The following is a 15138-nucleotide window of genomic DNA, read 5'->3' as shown; positions in this document are numbered from 1 at the left end:
GGAAGGACCATGGACGGACAATTCTCTGATCTCATGGCCGGGATCGGCACCAAGGCGCGGGCGGCGGCGTCCGAACTGGCCTGTGCCTCGTCCGAACGCAAGGCGGCGGCGCTGGTCTCGGCCGCGGCAGCGGTGCGCGCGCGCGAGCAGGAGATCCTCGACGCCAACTGCCTCGACCTGGACTTCGGCCGCGACGAGGGCCTGTCGCCCGCCATGATGGACCGACTTCGGCTGGACAGCCACCGGCTGCGCGGCATTGTCGATGGCCTGCTGGCGGTGGCCCAGCAGAAAGACCCGGTCGGGCGGGTGCTGGCCGAATGGGACCGGCCGAACGGCCTGCACATAGCGCGCGTCGCTACCCCTCTGGGCGTGGTCGGCGTGATCTATGAAAGCCGTCCCAATGTCACCGCAGACGCCGGCGCCCTGTGCCTGAAGTCCGGCAATGCGGTCATCCTGCGCGGTGGCAGCGAGAGCTTCGAGACCTCAAGCGTGATCCACGACTGCATGGTGCAGGGCCTGCGCGAGGCCGGCCTGCCGGACACCGCCATCCAGCTGGTCCCCACCCGCGACCGCGAGATGGTGACGGCGATGCTGCGCGCGACCGAATTCATCGACGTGATCGTGCCGCGCGGCGGCAAGGGCCTGGTGGGTCTGGTACAGCGCGAGGCCCGGGTGCCGGTCTTTGCCCATCTGGAGGGCATCTGCCACGTCTACGCCGACCGCGACGCCGATCTGGAAAAGGCCCGCCGGGTGGTGCTGAACGCCAAGACCCGCCGCACCGGCATCTGCGGTGCCGCCGAATGCCTGCTGATCGACTGGCAGTTCTACACCAAACACGGGCCCGTGCTGATCGAAGACCTGCTGAAGGCCGGGGTCGAGGTGCGCACCGAGGGCGAGTTGCTGAAAATCCCCGGCACCACCCGCGCCGCGCCCGACGATTTCGGCCGCGAATTCCTGGACATGATCATCGCCGCGAGGCTGGTCGATGGCGTCGACGAGGCCATCGCCCATATCCGCCGCTATGGCTCAAGCCACACCGAAGCGATCCTGACCGAGAACGACGCCACCGCCGCGCGGTTCTTCGAACGGCTCGACAGCGCGATCCTGATGCGCAACGCCAGCACCCAGTTCGCCGATGGCGGCGAGTTCGGCATGGGCGCCGAGATCGGCATCGCCACCGGCAAGCTGCACGCCCGCGGCCCGGTGGGGGCCGAGCAGTTGTGCAGCTTCAAATACCTGGTCACCGGCGACGGCACGATCCGGCCGTGAACCGGGGCCGTGAACCGGCGCCAGAACCGGGGGCGAGAACCGGGGCCAGTGTCGGGGCAGGGGGCAGGTCAGCGGCCGAGGCCGGCTTTGCATTCTGGCAACACCCTTGCGGCATACCCGCGCATCGAAAGAAAAAACTGGCCGGGACCGAATCCCGATCCTACCTCCGACGCATAGCCGCTCAGGAACCCGCCCATGCCGCCGATCGAGGACCATCCGAAACGCTATGCCACCGTGAACGAGCTGCATGCGCGGCCGTTCCCGTCGTTGCCGGTGCCCTGCACCGCTGTCTTCCTGGCGATCAAGGAACCGGTCGATGCCGCCTCGCGCGACCGCGCGCTGGACCGGACGCATCTCTTGGATCTGCTGACCCGTGAGGGCGGCCAGCATCCCGCCCCCGAGGCCACGCATTTCTTCGGACCCTTCGGCCGCGGCACGCTGAAATGGGAAAGCCATACCGAGTTCGTCACCTACACGGCCTTCACGCCCGGCGTCTCGGCCCGGCCGTTCGATCCGGCCGAAGCCCTGGTCTTCCCCGAGGACTGGATGGCCCAGGCACCGGGCAAGCGGCTGACCTCGGCGCTCATCCGGGTCGAGACGATGCCCGAGGACGAAGCCGAAATGCTGCGCAAGGCCGACGAGTGGTTCGTGCCGGAAAGCCTGGCGATGTCCTGGGTGGTGGATCGCGGCGCCGTGGTGGCCTGCGATTTCCGCATCGACGCCAGCGGGCAGATGCGCCTTGCCGTCTTCGTCAGGCCCGGGATCAGCGGCCGGCGGGTGGGCCGGATCGTCCAGCGTCTGTGCGAGATCGAGATCTACCGGGCGATGTCGATGCTGGGCCTGCTGCGTGCCCAAAACCTGACCACGTTGCTGAACCAGCTGGACCCGCGATTGACCGGCCTGGTCTCGGACCTTGACCACCGCGAGCCCTCGCCCGAGGTGGCGCTGCATGCGCTGTTGGGGATCTCGGCGGAACTGGAAAGCATGTCGGTCAAGTATACCTTCCGCTTCGGGGCAACGGCGGCCTATGAGGCGATCCTGACCCAGCGGATCGAGGCGCTGCGAGAAGAGCGGATTGAGGGCCGGCAGACCTTTGCCGAGTTCATGATGCGCCGCTATGACCCGGCGATGCGGACGGTGAAATCCACCGACAAACGGCTGCACGAAATGGCCGAACGGGCGCAGCGCGCGGCCGAGTTGCTGCGTACCCGGGTGGATGTGGAACGCAGCGCGCAGAACCAGAAGCTGCTGGAAAGCATGGACCGCCGGGCCGATCTGCAGCTGCGGCTGCAGCGCACCGTGGAAGGGCTTTCGGTGGTGGCGATCAGCTACTACGCGGTCAGCCTGGCGGCCTATGTGGCCACGCCCTTGGGCACTCTGGCGGGCCTGTCCAAGGAAAGCATGACGGCGGCCCTGGTGCTGCCGGTGGTGCTGCTGGTCTGGCTGATGGTCCGCCGGGTCAAGGACCACCTGCACGACGGCGAATAGACCTCAGCGGCCGCGGATGCGCGGGTCCAGCGCGTCGCGCAGCCCGTCGCCGATGTAGTTCACGCTCAGCACCGTCAGCGAGATCGCGATGCCCGGAAAGATCACCCGGCTGGGGTAGGTGGTCAGGTTGACATAGCCCTCGTTCAACAGGCCGCCCCAGGTGGGGAAATCGGGTGGAAAGCCCAGGCCCAGGAAGGACAGCACGGATTCGGTGATGATCGCGCCGGCGATCCCCAGCGTCGCGGCCACCATCACGGCCGATACCACATTCGGCAGGATGTGCCGGGTGATGATCCGCCGCGACGGCGTGCCGATCGAGCGCGCCGCCAGCACGAATTCGCGTTCCTTCAGCGCCAGCACGTTGCCCCGCACGATCCGGGCCGAGTGCATCCAGCTGGTGACCCCGATCCCCAGCACCACCAAGAGGAAGGTGCCCAGTTCCGGGCCGAAGACGCCCTTCACCCTTTCGCCGTAAAGGAACATCAGCACCAGCAGCAAGGGCAGCAGCGGCAGCGACAGGAACAGGTCGGTCAGCCGCATCAGCACGCCGTCCATCCGCCGGAAATAGCCCGACAGCACGCCCACCGTGGTGCCGATGAAGATCGACACCAGCATCGCCACCAGACCCACCGCCAGGCTGACCTTTCCGCCCAGCATCATCCGCGCCAGCATGTCGCGGCCGACCTGGTCGGTGCCCAGCGGGTGCGCCCAGGACGGGGGCTTGTTGCGGCCCAGGATCATCTTCGCCGCGTCGGGGTCGATGTAGGTGCCGTCAACCCGCCAGACCAGCGGGCCGATCACCACAAAGGCCACGATCAGCGTCAGCACGAACAGCCCTGTCATCGCCCCCTTGTGGTGGCGGAACTGGTCCCAGACGTCGCGCCACTGGCTGCGCGGGGCCTCGATGGATTGCACCACGTCAGTCATAGCGGATCCGCGGGTCCAGGATGCCGTACAGGATGTCGGCGATCAGGTTGAAGGTCACGATCAGGATCGCGGTGATGAAGGTGATGGTCTGCACCATCGGCAGGTCGTTGGCGTGGATCGCACCGATCAGTGCCGCACCTATGCCGTTGATCTTGAACACCTGCTCGGTCACGATGGCGCCGCCGAACACGCCCGGCAACCCCAGCGCGATGATCGTCACCACCGGGATCATCGAATTGCGCGCGACGTGCTTCAGCACCACCACCCGCTCTCCCATGCCCTTGGCACGGGCGGTGCGCACATAGTCCTGGCCCAGGTTCTCCAGCATCGACGACCTTGTGTAGCGGCTGATCTCGGCCGCGTTGTAAAGGCCCAGCACGGCCACCGGCAGGATCATCTGATGCACCTGCGCCCACAGGCTGCCCCAGTCGGTGATCTTCAGCGTGGTGTCGTAGATCGACGGGAACCACTGCAGCTTGACCGCGAAGATCACGATCAGCACCACGCCGGTAAAGAAGGTCGGCACCGAATAGCCCACCATCGACACGAAGGTGCCCAGCTGATCGACCCAGGAATACTGCCGGTAGGCCGAATAGATTCCGATCGGCAGCGCGATCAGGATCGCCACCGCATAGGCCGTGCCGATCACCGTCAGGGTCTGCGGCAGCCGTTCGGCGATGATGCTGAACACCGGCGAGCGCGAGGAATAGCTGATGATCCGCTGCGCACCCTGCGCCAGATCGGTGCCGAACAGGTGGTCGATGGCATATTGCGGCTCGATCCAGAAGAACTGCTTCAGCCACAGGAAATAGCGTTCGTGCAGCGGGGCGTTGACGCCCAGCGATTCCAGGATCTTCGCCCGCGTCGCGGCATCCACCGTCAGCGGGATTTCCGAAGCCGGAGACCCCGGCGCCAGATCGACAAGGAAGAAGATCACCAGACTGATCAGCAGAAGCGTCGGAATCGCGATCAATAGCCGTCTGAGCACATATGTCAGCATGGGCGGCGCCTCGGGTCAGCAGTCGGGTCTGGGCAAGCGGGGATGCAAGACGGGGTGCAGGGGAACCTCCCCCGCACCCCGCAACGTCACGGTGTCAGATCACTTGATCCGGAACCAGTCCTGGGCGTTCCACAATTCGGTGTCCCAGGTGTTCAGAACCACGCCGCCCAGCGTGTTCGAGGCCGCCGACAGACGGCCGCGGTCAACCAGCGGCACCACGACATAGCTGTCCTTGGTCAGCATCTCGTTCAGCTTCTTGGCGATCTCGGCGCGCTTGGCCATGTCGGCCGTCTTCGCCAGATCCGCCACCAGCGCGTCATAGGCCGGGTCGCAGAAGCGGTTGATGTTCTCGCCCTGCCACTGGTTTTCCGGGCCCGGGATCTTGTCGCACAGGTATTGCGCCAGGTAGGGCTCGGGATCGGTGCCGTCGAAGTTGTTGGCGTACATCTCGACGTCGGCATAGAACTTCTGGAAGGTGTCGGGGCTGCCCGCGTCACCGCCGAAGAACACCGAGGCGTCGACCGTCTTCAACTCGACTTCCACGCCGATGGCTTCCCACCACGACTTGATGACGGCCTGGAAGTCCTGCCGCACCGGGTTGACGCTGGTCTGGTACAGCAGGTGCAGCTTCTTGCCATCCTTGTCGCGGATGCCGTCGCCATCGGTGTCGGTCCAGCCGGCCTCGTCCAGCAGCGCCTTGGCGCCTTCCACGTCCTGCTTCAGGCAGTCGGTGTTGTCGGACGCGAACATTTCCGGCGCCGGCACCAGGTTGCAGGTCGCCCGGCCCGCCGCGCCATAGCCGATGTCGACCAGGGTCTGCCGGTCGATCGCCATCGACAGCGCCTTGCGCACCCGGATGTCGCTCAGGAACGGATGCGGATGCTTCACGGTCGAGCGCTCACCCTCGGCCAGTTCGGGCGAGGGGTCGGTCATGTTCATCTCGATCCGCTCGACCAGGGTGCCGAAGCCGTTCAGCAGAACGCCCTTGCCGGCCGCCGCCATCTGGGCCTGCTGCTCGGGGTTGATCTGGGTGTTCCAGGCATAGTCGAACTCGCCGGTCTCCAGCACCGCGCGGGCCGCGGCCTGCGCGTCGCCGCCGCCCTTGATCGTCATCGTGGCGAAGGCGGGCTTGGCCGGGTCGCGGTAGTTCGGGTTGGCTTCCAGCTGCACCACGTCGTTGACCTTGAAGTCCACCACCTTGAACGGGCCGGTGCCGATCGGCATGAAGTTCTGGTCGTTGCAGGCCGAGGCCGCGGCGCCCAGGCAGTTGGCGAACTGCGCCGCCTGCAGGACGGGCGAGGTGCCGCCGACGAAGGCCTGGTAGGGGTTCGGCTTCGGCCCGTCGAAGGTGATGATGACGGTCAGGTCGTCGGGCGTGTCGATCGCCTTGATGCCGACATAGCGCGCGGCCTGGGCGCAGCCGCCCTCGGGGTGGGTGCAGTATTCGTAGGTGAACTTGGCGTCCTTCGAGGTGACCGGCGTGCCGTCCGACCACAACAGGCCCGCCTTCAGCTTCCAGGTGATCTGGGTCAGATCGGCGCTGATGCCGCCGTTTTCCACCGTCGGGACGGTCTCGGCCAGGCGGGCGATCACCTCGCCCTTTTCGTTGAACCCGGCCAGGCCTTCCAGGATCAGCGAGGCGGTTTCCACGTCCTTGGTGCCGGACGACAGGTAGGGGTTCAGGATCGACGGCGCCTGCCAGTACAGGACGTTGACGTTGCCGTCGGCGCCGCGCTCGGCAAAGGCGGCCGGCGCAAAGGCCAGCACGGCCGCGGCGCCCAGAAGGGCGGTTTTCATCTTCATGTCGAAGCTCCTTGTTGATTGCGCTCTGTTGCCTCGGGCCCGCCGGTTGATCTGGCGGCCTTGTTGTTGTCGTAGAGGTGGCACGCGACGAAGCGCCCGGGTTCCACCTCGGAAAGCTCTGGCTTGACCTGCCGGCACAGCTCGAACACCTGCGGGCAGCGAGTGCAGAAGTTGCACCCCGTGGGCGGGTTCGCCGGCGAAGGGACATCGCCCTTGAGGATGATCCGCTTGCGCCGGGCGGCGATGACCGGGTCGGGCTCGTTCACCGCCGACAGCAGCGCCTCGGCATAGGGATGCAGCGGCCGGGCATAAAGGTCCTTCGCCGGCGACAGCTCGGCGATGCGGCCCAGATACATGACCGCCACCCGGTCGGCCAGGTGGCGCACCATCGACAGGTCGTGGCTGATGAACAGATAGGTCAGGCCAAGCCGGTCCTGCAGGTCTTCCAGCAGGTTCACCACCTGGGCCTGGATCGACACGTCCAAGGCGGCGATGGGTTCGTCGCAGACGATGAATTTCGGGTTCAGCGCCAGGGCGCGGGCGATGCCGATGCGCTGGCGCTGGCCGCCGCTGAATTCATGTGGGTAGCGGTTGGCAAAGCGGCGGTTCAGCCCGACCTGATCCATCAACTCGTAGATGCGGGCGGTCTTTTCGGCGCGGCTCAGGCGGGTGTGCTCGTCCAGCGGCTCGCCGATGATGCCGGCCAGGGTCATCCGCGGGTTCAGGCTGGCCTGCGGGTCCTGGAACACCATCTGCATGGTGGGGCGCTTCTGACGCAGCTTTTCCGCCGACAGATGGGCCACGTCCTCGCCGTCGATGATGACGCGGCCGGCGGTGGGTTCGTACAGCCGCAGCAGGGCGCGGCCGACGGTGGATTTGCCGCAACCGCTTTCGCCGACCAGACCCAGGGTCTCGCCCTGGGCAATGTCGAAGCTGACGCCGTCCACCGCCTTGACGTCGCCGGTATGGCTGCGGAAGACGCCCGAATAGATCGGAAAGTGCATCTTCAGCCCGTCCACCCGGACCAGCGGCTGGCGCGCCAGGTCAAGCATGCCAGGTCTCCGCGCAAACCGCCGCCTGACGCGCCGGTGCGGGCGCCGCCCCGGGCCGGCCCGGCGATGCCACCCGCGAAGGCACAAGAGCAGCCCGCTCAGGCATGCGCGACCTCCTGCGGCCGCGCCGCAGCCGGGGCCTGCCAGTGGCAGGCGACATCATGGCCCTGGCCCAGGGTCTTGCCGTCCACCGGTCGGCGCAACGGGTTTTCCCGATCGCAGCGGTCATGGCGGAATTCGCAGCGGTCGCGGAACGCGCAGGCCGCGGGCACGGCCGCCAGCATCGGCGGCTGGCCCTCGATGACCTTCAGCCGGGCCTCGCGCTCGCCGCTGATCTTGGGAATCGTCTGCAACAGGGCGCGGGTGTAGGGGTGCTGCGGGTTGGCGAACAATTCGCGCACCGGCGCCTGTTCCACCACCTGGCCGCCATACATCACCATCACCCGGTCGGCGATGCCGGCGATCACGCCCAGATCATGGGTGATCCAGATGATCGCCATGCCCAGCTTGCGGCGCAATTCCTTGACCAGTTCCAGGATCTGCGCCTGAATGGTCACGTCCAGCGCGGTGGTCGGTTCGTCCGCGATCAGCACGTCGGGGTCGCAGGACAGCGCGATGGCGATCATTACCCGCTGCCGCATCCCGCCCGAGAACTGGTGCGGATAGGCCCCCAGCCGCTTTCTTGCATCCGGAATGCCCACCAGCTCCAGCAGGTCCACCGCCCGCGTCTCGGCCGCGGCCTTGTCCAGCCCCATGTGCCGCCGCAGGGCCTCGGTGATCTGCATGCCCACCGTGAACACCGGGTTCAGGCTGGTCATCGGGTCCTGGAACACGAACCCGACCTTGCCACCCCGCACCTCGCGCAACTCGGCATCGCTGATCTTCAGCAGGTCGCGCCCGTCCAGCAGCACCTCGCCCGACCGGATTTCCGCCGGCGGCGCAGGCAACAGCCGCAACAGCGACATCATCGTCACCGACTTGCCCGAGCCGCTTTCGCCGACCACGCCCAAAAGCTCTCCGCGCCGCAGGTGAAAGCTGACGTCGTTCACGGCATGGACTTCTCCCGCCCGGGTGCGGAAAACGGTCTTCAGGCCCCTGACTTGAAGGACAGGCTGCGCCCCATCGGGCATGAAGTACTCCCCAAGGATTTTCTTGTTCTTGTTTTCGTTGCGGTTTTCGGGTCCGTGCCTTGCGGTCCGTCCCACCGTATCGGACGACTGTTCCCGATTTTGCCAAGCGGTTCAATCCCGATTTCCGCAGTCGCCGCTGCGACTTTTCCCGGCAGAATGTCACCTCTGCCGGTCAGATCGCCAGATATTGACACTTGCCGCCCCGCCGGTGACCCTTGCCACAAGATATGGAGGCGCCGCCATGGACGACCTGACGCCACGTCAGATTCTCGACCGACTGGTCAGCTTTCCCACCGTCTCGACCACATCGAACCTGGCCTTGGTCGACTGGCTGGAAGGCTGGCTGACCGCGAAAGGAGCGCGCTGCTTCCGGCACTGGAACGAAGACCGCCAGAAGGCCGCCCTGATCGCCCATGCCGGGCCGTGGGAACCCGGCGCCGTCGTCCTGTCCGGCCACTCCGACGTGGTCCCGGTCGCGGGCCAGCCCTGGACCAGCGATCCCTGGACGGTGACCGAGCGTGACGGCCGGCTTTACGGCCGCGGCACCTGCGACATGAAGGGCTTTGTCGCGCTGGCCGCCTGGGCGGTGGGCCGCGCCGCGCGAGGCGGCACGCGGCGCCCGCTGCAACTGGCGCTGTCCTATGATGAAGAGATCGGCTGCACCGGCGCGCCGCCGATGATCGCCGCCATGCAGGGCCTGGTGCCGAAGGGCAGCGCCGCCATCATCGGCGAACCCTCCGGCATGAAGATCATCACCGGCCACAAGGGCGGCACCGGGTTCCACGTCCATGTGAAGGGTTACGAGGTGCATTCCTCGCTGCTGCCCGACGGCGTCTCGGCGGTGATGGAGGGCGCGCGGCTGATCCAGTGGGTGAACGACGAGAACGCCCGCCTCCAGGCCGCGGCCCCCAGCCCGTTGGCGGCCACCTTCCACCCGCCTTTCACCACGCTGCACATTGGCCAGATCCACGGCGGCACGGCCAACAACATCACCGCAGCCGACTGCCGGTTCTCGCTGGAAATGCGGGTGATCCCGGACGAGGACATCGAGGCCCGCGCGGCCGCCTTCGCCGCCCGGGCCCAGGCGCTGGACGCCGCGTTGAAGGCGAAACGCCCCGAGGCCGGGGTCACGCTGGACCGCTTCTTCGCGGTCCCGGCGCTGATGCCCGAACCGGGCGGCGAGGCCGAGGCCCTGGTCCGCGCCCTGACCGGCGACAATGCCACCGGCGTGGTCAGCTACGGCACCGAGGCCGGGCAGTTCCAAGAGGCCGGCTATTCCGCCGCGATCTGTGGTCCCGGCGACATCGCCCAGGCCCACCAGCCCGACGAATACCTTGAACTGTCCGAATTCCAGGCCGGGCAGCGGCTCATGGAAAACCTGCTCTCATCCTGCGCATGACCTTCCCGATCACCGACCGCACGCCGATCCGCTTTCCCGGCCCGCCGCCCGCCGACGCCGACGTGGTGGTCATCGGCGGCGGCGTCATCGGCGTGATGACCGCCTGGTTCCTGCGCGACCAGGGCCTGCGCGTCACCCTGTGCGAAAAGGGCCGCATCGCCGGCGAGCAATCCAGCCGCAACTGGGGCTGGGTCCGCCAGCAGGGCCGCGACCCCGCCGAACTGCCGATCATGGTCGAATCGATGCGGATCTGGCAGCGGCTGGCGCAAGAGATCGGGCCGGGCCTGGGCTTCCGGCAGACCGGTGTGCTTTACCTTGCCGACAGCGTCGCGCAGATGGCCCGCTACGAGGGCTGGTTGCCGCATGCGCGGGCGAACGGCGTGGACACCCGCGCGCTGTCGGCCGCGCAGGTCGCGGCCTTGCTGCCGCAGGCGGCCCGGACCTGGACGGGCGGCCTCTGGACCGCCTCGGACGCCCGGGCCGAGCCCTGGGTCGCGGTTCCGACGCTGGCCCAGGCGGCGGCCCGGCGCGGTGTGACGCTGGTCGAATCCTGCGCCGTCCGGGCGCTGGACATCGCCGCAGGCCGGGTCGCCGGAGTGGTCACCGAGCAGGGCCGCATCCGGGCGGGCCGGGTGGTCGTCGCCGCCGGGGCCTGGTCGCGGCTGTTCCTTGGCGCGCATGGCGTGCGCCTTCCGCAGCTTTCGGTGCTGGCCACCGTTGCCGCCACCGCAGCGCTGCCCTCGGTCTTCGACGGTGCCGCCACCGATTCCGCCTTTGCCTTCCGCCGCCGCGCCGACGGCGGCTATACCCTCGCGCCCTCGGACCACCACGATTTCTTCCCCGGCCGCGATGCCCTGGCCAGCTTGCGGGCTTTCTGGCCTGTGGTGCAGCAGGACTGGCGCCACACCGTTCTGCACCCCTTCGCGCCGAAGGGCTTTCCCGACGCCTGGAGCACCCCCCGCCGCTGGTCGCCCGACGCAGCCACGCCGTTCGAACGCTGCCGTATCCTGAATCCCGCGCCGAACGGCCGGATCATCCAACGCCTGCGCGACGACTTCGCCCTCCGCTTCCCGGCGCTGGGCCGGCCGCCGCTGACGGCCGCCTGGGCCGGCATGATCGACACCCTGCCCGACGTGGTGCCGGTGGTGGACCACGTCGCCGCGATCCCCGGCCTGACCGTCGCGACCGGGATGAGCGGCCATGGCTTCGGCATCGGCCCCGGCATGGGCCGGGTGGTGGCCGCGCTGGTGACCGGCACCGACCCCGGCCACGACCTGTCCCGCTTTCGCCTGGCGCGGTTCAGCGATGGAACCAGGCTGCGCCCCGGCCCCAGCCTCTAGGGGCCACGGCGCCGCTGGCCGGTCCGACCCGCCCGCAGCCCAAGGCCACGTCCTGACCGCATGGCGGCTATGCTGCGGGCGCACTACCCGATCATTCTGCGCTGCGGCATGATGCGCCGAAGGGGGGACATCCTGCCGAAAAGGGGATATCCCATGTTCACGTCGCCGAAATCCGTAGCGCTCTGGAACCGACTTGTCGCCCTGTCCGAAAGCCGGCCGCAGGCGCAGGCGCTGCTGCGGCTGGGCGGTCTGTCGGACGAGGACCTCGCCAGCCGGGGGCTGACCCGCGAAGGCGAAGTGCATCGCGTCATGGGGGCAAGGTTCTACATCTGACGATCGGCACGCGGCGCCCCCAGGCTCGCCGGTGCCGCAGTCCCCGCATCGGCAAACTGCGGCCCGCCGCTGCCGTCCGCCGCACGCCTTTCGCTTTACGCACCTGCCGCAAGCCCCTAACCATGGGCGGCAAAGGGCAGGGGGACATGGCCGACACACCCAGCGAACTGACCCGCGCCGCAACCGAAGGACTGCGCCGCCTGCTGGACGGGCCGCCGGCGCCGGCGCGGCTGAACGCCGCCCTTCGCCACCTTGCCAAGTGGCGCTCGGCGGTGCTGGACGCGACGCTGGCCGCGCAATCGGGCCGGGCGGTGCTGTCGGGGCCGTTTGCCGGCATGGACTATCCGGTGAAGGCAGCCGAAGGTGCGCGCGCCGCGCGGCTGCTGGGCTGCTACGAGGCCGGCCTCGCGCCGGTGATCGAGACCATCGTCGCCCGTGGCTATCCGCTGGTGATCGACGTCGGCGCGGCCGAGGGCTACTACGCCGTGGGCCTGGCCCGCCGCATGCCGCAGACGCGGGTGCTGGCGCATGACAGCGACGACCGCGCCCAGGCGCTGTGCCGGGCCTTGGCACAGGCCAACGGCGTGGCCGACCGGGTGCAGGTGGCGGGGCGGCTGGATCACCGGGACTTTGCGCTTTGTACCGCCCAGCCGACCGTGGTGATCTGCGACATCGAAGGCGCCGAGGACGATCTGCTTGACCCCGTGGCAGCCCCTGGCCTGCGGGCCGCCGACATCCTGGTAGAGGTGCACGAAGGTGTTCGCCCCGGCCTGCTGGTCCGGCTGGCGGACCGCTTTTCCGCGACCCACCGCATCACCCGGCTTGACCGCCGCCTGGCCGCCGAGGCGCTGCCGGCCTGGACCGAGGCGCTGAACGACCTCGACCGGCTGCTCTTGCTGTGGGAATGGCGCGCTTCGCCCACGCCCTGGCTGTGGATGGAAAGGGCATGACCCGGGCCGCCGCCGCCAGCGCCAGCGCCAACGCTGCGATCTGGTATGCGCCCGACGGCTATGACCCGGCGGCAAGGGGCATCAACGGGCGCCGGGTGGCCGGGGAAAGCTTCCTGCGCGGCTTTTTCGCCCATGCCGATGTGCAGGAATTCGTCTGCCTGACCCACTTTGCTTCGGACGAGGCGCGGTTCTGCGACGTCGCTGCCCGGCAGGGGGTGACGCGGCCGATCCGCGGCGTCCGGCTTGACCAGATGCGCGGCATCGCCCCGCTGCAGGTGATCAGCTTCCCCAGCCCCAACTTCGCCACCGAATGCTGGCGCCGGGCGCCGTTCGGCGGGGCCGCCCATGCGATCTGCGGCATCACCCACACCACCGCCACCAAGGCCGTGATGCAGGGCCTGTTCGACCTGCGCGCGGCCCCGCAGATGCCCTGGGACGCGGTGATCTGCACCTCGCAGGCGGTGGCCGCCTCGCTTGCCGCGCAGATGGACCTGACCGACGCCTATCTTGGCGACCGCTTTGGCCGTCCGCCACCGCCGCGGCCGCTGATGCCGGTCATCCCGCTGGGGGTGACCTGCGACGACTTCACCCCCGACCCGGCCGCCGGCGCGGCCCTGCGAGGGCAGCTCGGGCTGGCCCCGGGCGAGATCGCCTGCGCCATCGTCGCCCGGCTTTCCGCGCATGAGAAGTTCGACCCGCTGCCGCTCTATCTGGCGCTCGCCCGCGCCCAGCGGACGCTGGGGCGGCGCTTCCACCTGCTGCTCTGCGGCCAGTTCCGCGACGACCCGTCGCGTCGCGCCTTCACCCGCGGGGCCGCCGAGATGATGCCCGAGGTCGGCTTTCACCTGCTCGACGGGGCCAGCGCCACCGCCCGCAAGGCCACGCTTTCGGCCGCCGACCTGTTCCTGTTTCCCATCGACAATGTGCAGGAAACCTTCGGCCTTGCACCGATCGAGGCCATGGCGGCGGGCCTGCCGCTGATCGTCTCGGACTGGGACGGGATGAAGGACACCGTGCCCCCCGAGGTGGGCATCCGCGTGCCGACCGAAATGCCGGCGACGGAGCTGACCGCCTATCTGGGCCAGCGCCACTTCGGCGGCACCGACAGCTACGCGCAATATGCCGGCCAGCTTTCGGCGCTGACCCGGATCGACCTTGCGGCCCTGACCCGGGCGCTGGTCGCGCTGGGCGGCGACGCGGACCTGCGCGCCCGGATGGCGGCGGCGGGTCGGGCGCGGGCGCGCAGCCTGTACGACTGGGCGGCGGTGATGCCGCAGATCCAGGCGCTTTGGGCCGAGCAGGCCGCGCGGCTGACGCTGGCCCGCGCGGCGGGCAGCGCCCCGCCGCCGATGCCGGCAACCCGGCTGCCGCCGGCGCCCGCGCCGGGCGTCTTCTTCGCCAGCTATCCCAGCCGCACCGGCCCCGACCCCGGCCGCCGCTACCGCGCCGCGCCGCGCGATGATCGGCCGGACCTGTCGCAGACGCTTGACCTGCGCGACTACGAAGCCACGCGCCGCCTGATCGAGGCCCGCCCCCACATCGCCGCGCTGCTGGCGGCGCTGGATGGCGCCGGCCCGGCCGGTGCCCGGCTCGAAGACCTGGGCAGAACCGCCGGCCTGCCGCAGCGGGCCGCCGCCCGGGTGCTGATCTGGCTGATGAAATACGGCTTTGCGCAAGAGGCGGACAGCGATCCATGACCAAGACCATCCTCGTCACCGGCGCCGGCGCCGGCATCGGCCGCGCCACCGCGCGCGCCTTCCTGGCCGCCGGCTGGCGCGTCGCCCTGCTGGGCCGGCGCGAAGGCCCCTTGCGCGAAACCGCGGGCGAAGCCGCCGCGCTGATCCTGACCGGCGATGTGGGCGTGCCCAAGGAGGTGGACGCCGCCTTCGCCCGGGTCGAGGCCGCCTGGGGCCGGCTGGACGTGCTGTTCAACAACGCCGGCCTGTCGCTGCCCGGCCGGCCGATCGACGAGATCGCGGTCGAGGACTGGCTGCGGCTGTGCCAGACCAACATCACCGGCATGTTCCTCTGCGCCCGCGCCGGTTTCGGCCTGATGCGGCGGCAGGCGCCGCAAGGCGGGCGGATCATCAACAACGGCTCGGTTTCGGCGCATGTGCCGCGGCCGGGCACGGCGCCCTACACCATGTCGAAACACGCCGTCACCGGCTTGACCCGCAGTCTGGCGCTGGACGGCCGCCGCTTCGGCATCGCCTGCGGCCAGATCGACATCGGCAACGCGCTGACCGGGCTGGCCGAAAAGTTCCTGACCGGCGTGCCGCAGGCCGACGGCAGCATCCGCCCCGAGCCGGTGTTCGATGCAGGCCATGTCGCGGCGGCCGTGCTGCACATGGCCAGCCTGCCGCCAGAGGTGAACATCCCCTTCCTGACGATCATGGCCCGAGACATGCCCTATATCGGGCGCGGCTGACCACAGCGGGCTTCGGCGG

General features: G+C 69.0%; 13 protein-coding genes. 8 read left to right on the top strand and 5 right to left on the bottom strand.

Annotated features, from left to right (window positions below; translation table 11 throughout):
* Positions 1 to 9 precede the first annotated feature (9 nt).
* Together LHP98_RS05620 and LHP98_RS05615 are read left to right on the top strand one after the other, a co-directional pair.
* Positions 10 to 1269, top strand: coding sequence for a glutamate-5-semialdehyde dehydrogenase (locus LHP98_RS05620; protein WP_227251487.1), 1260 nt, complete (start codon positions 10 to 12; stop codon positions 1267 to 1269).
* Positions 1270 to 1464: 195 nt separating this feature from the next.
* Entirely contained in the window at positions 1465 to 2757 is a 1293-nt protein-coding gene (locus LHP98_RS05615) for a DUF3422 family protein (protein WP_227251486.1), read from the top strand.
* A 3-nt stretch (positions 2758 to 2760) separates the two neighbouring features.
* Here LHP98_RS05615 and LHP98_RS05610 read toward each other — a convergent pair whose 3' ends face one another.
* From LHP98_RS05610 to LHP98_RS05590, 5 genes are all read right to left on the bottom strand, one after another.
* Positions 2761 to 3684: an ABC transporter permease gene (locus tag LHP98_RS05610; protein ID WP_227251485.1), complete on the bottom strand. Its 924-nt coding sequence runs from the start codon at positions 3682 to 3684 to the stop codon at positions 2761 to 2763.
* Entirely contained in the window at positions 3677 to 4684 is a 1008-nt protein-coding gene (locus LHP98_RS05605; RefSeq protein WP_227251484.1) for an ABC transporter permease, read from the bottom strand. The genes LHP98_RS05610 and LHP98_RS05605 overlap by 8 nt, the downstream gene beginning before the upstream one ends.
* 99 nt (positions 4685 to 4783) lie before the next feature.
* The gene (locus LHP98_RS05600; RefSeq protein WP_227251483.1) at positions 4784 to 6487 is read right to left on the bottom strand and encodes a peptide ABC transporter substrate-binding protein; all 1704 of its coding nucleotides are present in this window, start codon (positions 6485 to 6487) and stop codon (positions 4784 to 4786) included.
* Positions 6484 to 7539, bottom strand: coding sequence for an ABC transporter ATP-binding protein (locus LHP98_RS05595; RefSeq protein WP_227251482.1), 1056 nt, complete (start codon positions 7537 to 7539; stop codon positions 6484 to 6486). Before LHP98_RS05595 ends, LHP98_RS05600 begins: the two co-directional genes overlap by 4 nt.
* Positions 7540 to 7637: 98 nt before the next feature.
* Positions 7638 to 8669 carry an ABC transporter ATP-binding protein gene (locus tag LHP98_RS05590; RefSeq protein WP_227251481.1) on the bottom strand — a complete coding sequence of 344 codons (1032 nt, stop codon included), beginning with the start codon at positions 8667 to 8669 and terminating at the stop codon, positions 7638 to 7640.
* Positions 8670 to 8910: 241 nt separating this feature from the next.
* Here LHP98_RS05590 and argE point away from each other — a divergent pair, with 241 nt between their 5' ends.
* The 6 genes from argE (at position 8911) to LHP98_RS05560 (ending at position 15119) form a co-directional block, all read left to right on the top strand.
* Positions 8911 to 10068, top strand: a complete 1158-nt coding sequence (argE, locus tag LHP98_RS05585; protein ID WP_227251480.1) for an acetylornithine deacetylase — start codon at positions 8911 to 8913, stop codon at positions 10066 to 10068.
* Positions 10065 to 11408 (top strand): NAD(P)/FAD-dependent oxidoreductase, encoded by a 1344-nt coding sequence (locus LHP98_RS05580; protein WP_227251479.1) that lies wholly within the window; start codon positions 10065 to 10067, stop codon positions 11406 to 11408. Before argE ends, LHP98_RS05580 begins: the two co-directional genes overlap by 4 nt.
* A gap of 153 nt (positions 11409 to 11561) precedes the next feature.
* Positions 11562 to 11741 (top strand): hypothetical protein, encoded by a 180-nt coding sequence (locus LHP98_RS05575; RefSeq protein ID WP_227251478.1) that lies wholly within the window; start codon positions 11562 to 11564, stop codon positions 11739 to 11741.
* A gap of 146 nt (positions 11742 to 11887) precedes the next feature.
* Positions 11888 to 12691 (top strand): class I SAM-dependent methyltransferase, encoded by an 804-nt coding sequence (locus LHP98_RS05570; RefSeq protein WP_227251477.1) that lies wholly within the window; start codon positions 11888 to 11890, stop codon positions 12689 to 12691.
* Complete coding sequence (locus tag LHP98_RS05565; RefSeq protein WP_227251476.1) at positions 12688 to 14388, top strand: glycosyltransferase family 4 protein; 1701 nt, start codon at positions 12688 to 12690, stop codon at positions 14386 to 14388. The genes LHP98_RS05570 and LHP98_RS05565 overlap by 4 nt, the downstream gene beginning before the upstream one ends.
* Complete coding sequence (locus tag LHP98_RS05560) at positions 14385 to 15119, top strand: SDR family oxidoreductase (RefSeq protein ID WP_227251475.1); 735 nt, start codon at positions 14385 to 14387, stop codon at positions 15117 to 15119. The genes LHP98_RS05565 and LHP98_RS05560 overlap by 4 nt, the downstream gene beginning before the upstream one ends.
* Positions 15120 to 15138: the final 19 nt, after the last annotated feature.

The sequence above is a fragment of the Rhodobacter sp. Har01 genome, from assembly GCF_020564565.1.
Classification (GTDB): domain Bacteria; phylum Pseudomonadota; class Alphaproteobacteria; order Rhodobacterales; family Rhodobacteraceae; genus Pseudogemmobacter.
Note: the sequence above shows the minus strand (reverse complement) of the source record. Positions and strands in the feature narration are given on the sequence as shown.

Excerpts from the sequence above, each read along its gene's own strand:
- LHP98_RS05620 (WP_227251487.1), top strand. The coding sequence starts at position 10 with ATGGACGGACAATTCTCTGATCTCATGGCCGGGATCGGCACCAAGGCG.
- LHP98_RS05615 (WP_227251486.1), top strand. The coding sequence starts at position 1,465 with ATGCCGCCGATCGAGGACCATCCGAAACGCTATGCCACCGTGAACGAG.
- LHP98_RS05610 (WP_227251485.1), bottom strand. The coding sequence starts at position 3,684 with ATGACTGACGTGGTGCAATCCATCGAGGCCCCGCGCAGCCAGTGGCGC.
- LHP98_RS05605 (WP_227251484.1), bottom strand. The coding sequence starts at position 4,684 with ATGCTGACATATGTGCTCAGACGGCTATTGATCGCGATTCCGACGCTT.
- LHP98_RS05600 (WP_227251483.1), bottom strand. The coding sequence starts at position 6,487 with ATGAAGATGAAAACCGCCCTTCTGGGCGCCGCGGCCGTGCTGGCCTTT.
- LHP98_RS05595 (WP_227251482.1), bottom strand. The coding sequence starts at position 7,539 with ATGCTTGACCTGGCGCGCCAGCCGCTGGTCCGGGTGGACGGGCTGAAG.
- LHP98_RS05590 (WP_227251481.1), bottom strand. The coding sequence starts at position 8,669 with ATGCCCGATGGGGCGCAGCCTGTCCTTCAAGTCAGGGGCCTGAAGACC.
- argE (WP_227251480.1), top strand. The coding sequence starts at position 8,911 with ATGGACGACCTGACGCCACGTCAGATTCTCGACCGACTGGTCAGCTTT.
- LHP98_RS05580 (WP_227251479.1), top strand. The coding sequence starts at position 10,065 with ATGACCTTCCCGATCACCGACCGCACGCCGATCCGCTTTCCCGGCCCG.
- LHP98_RS05575 (WP_227251478.1), top strand. The coding sequence starts at position 11,562 with ATGTTCACGTCGCCGAAATCCGTAGCGCTCTGGAACCGACTTGTCGCC.
- LHP98_RS05570 (WP_227251477.1), top strand. The coding sequence starts at position 11,888 with ATGGCCGACACACCCAGCGAACTGACCCGCGCCGCAACCGAAGGACTG.
- LHP98_RS05565 (WP_227251476.1), top strand. The coding sequence starts at position 12,688 with ATGACCCGGGCCGCCGCCGCCAGCGCCAGCGCCAACGCTGCGATCTGG.
- LHP98_RS05560 (WP_227251475.1), top strand. The coding sequence starts at position 14,385 with ATGACCAAGACCATCCTCGTCACCGGCGCCGGCGCCGGCATCGGCCGC.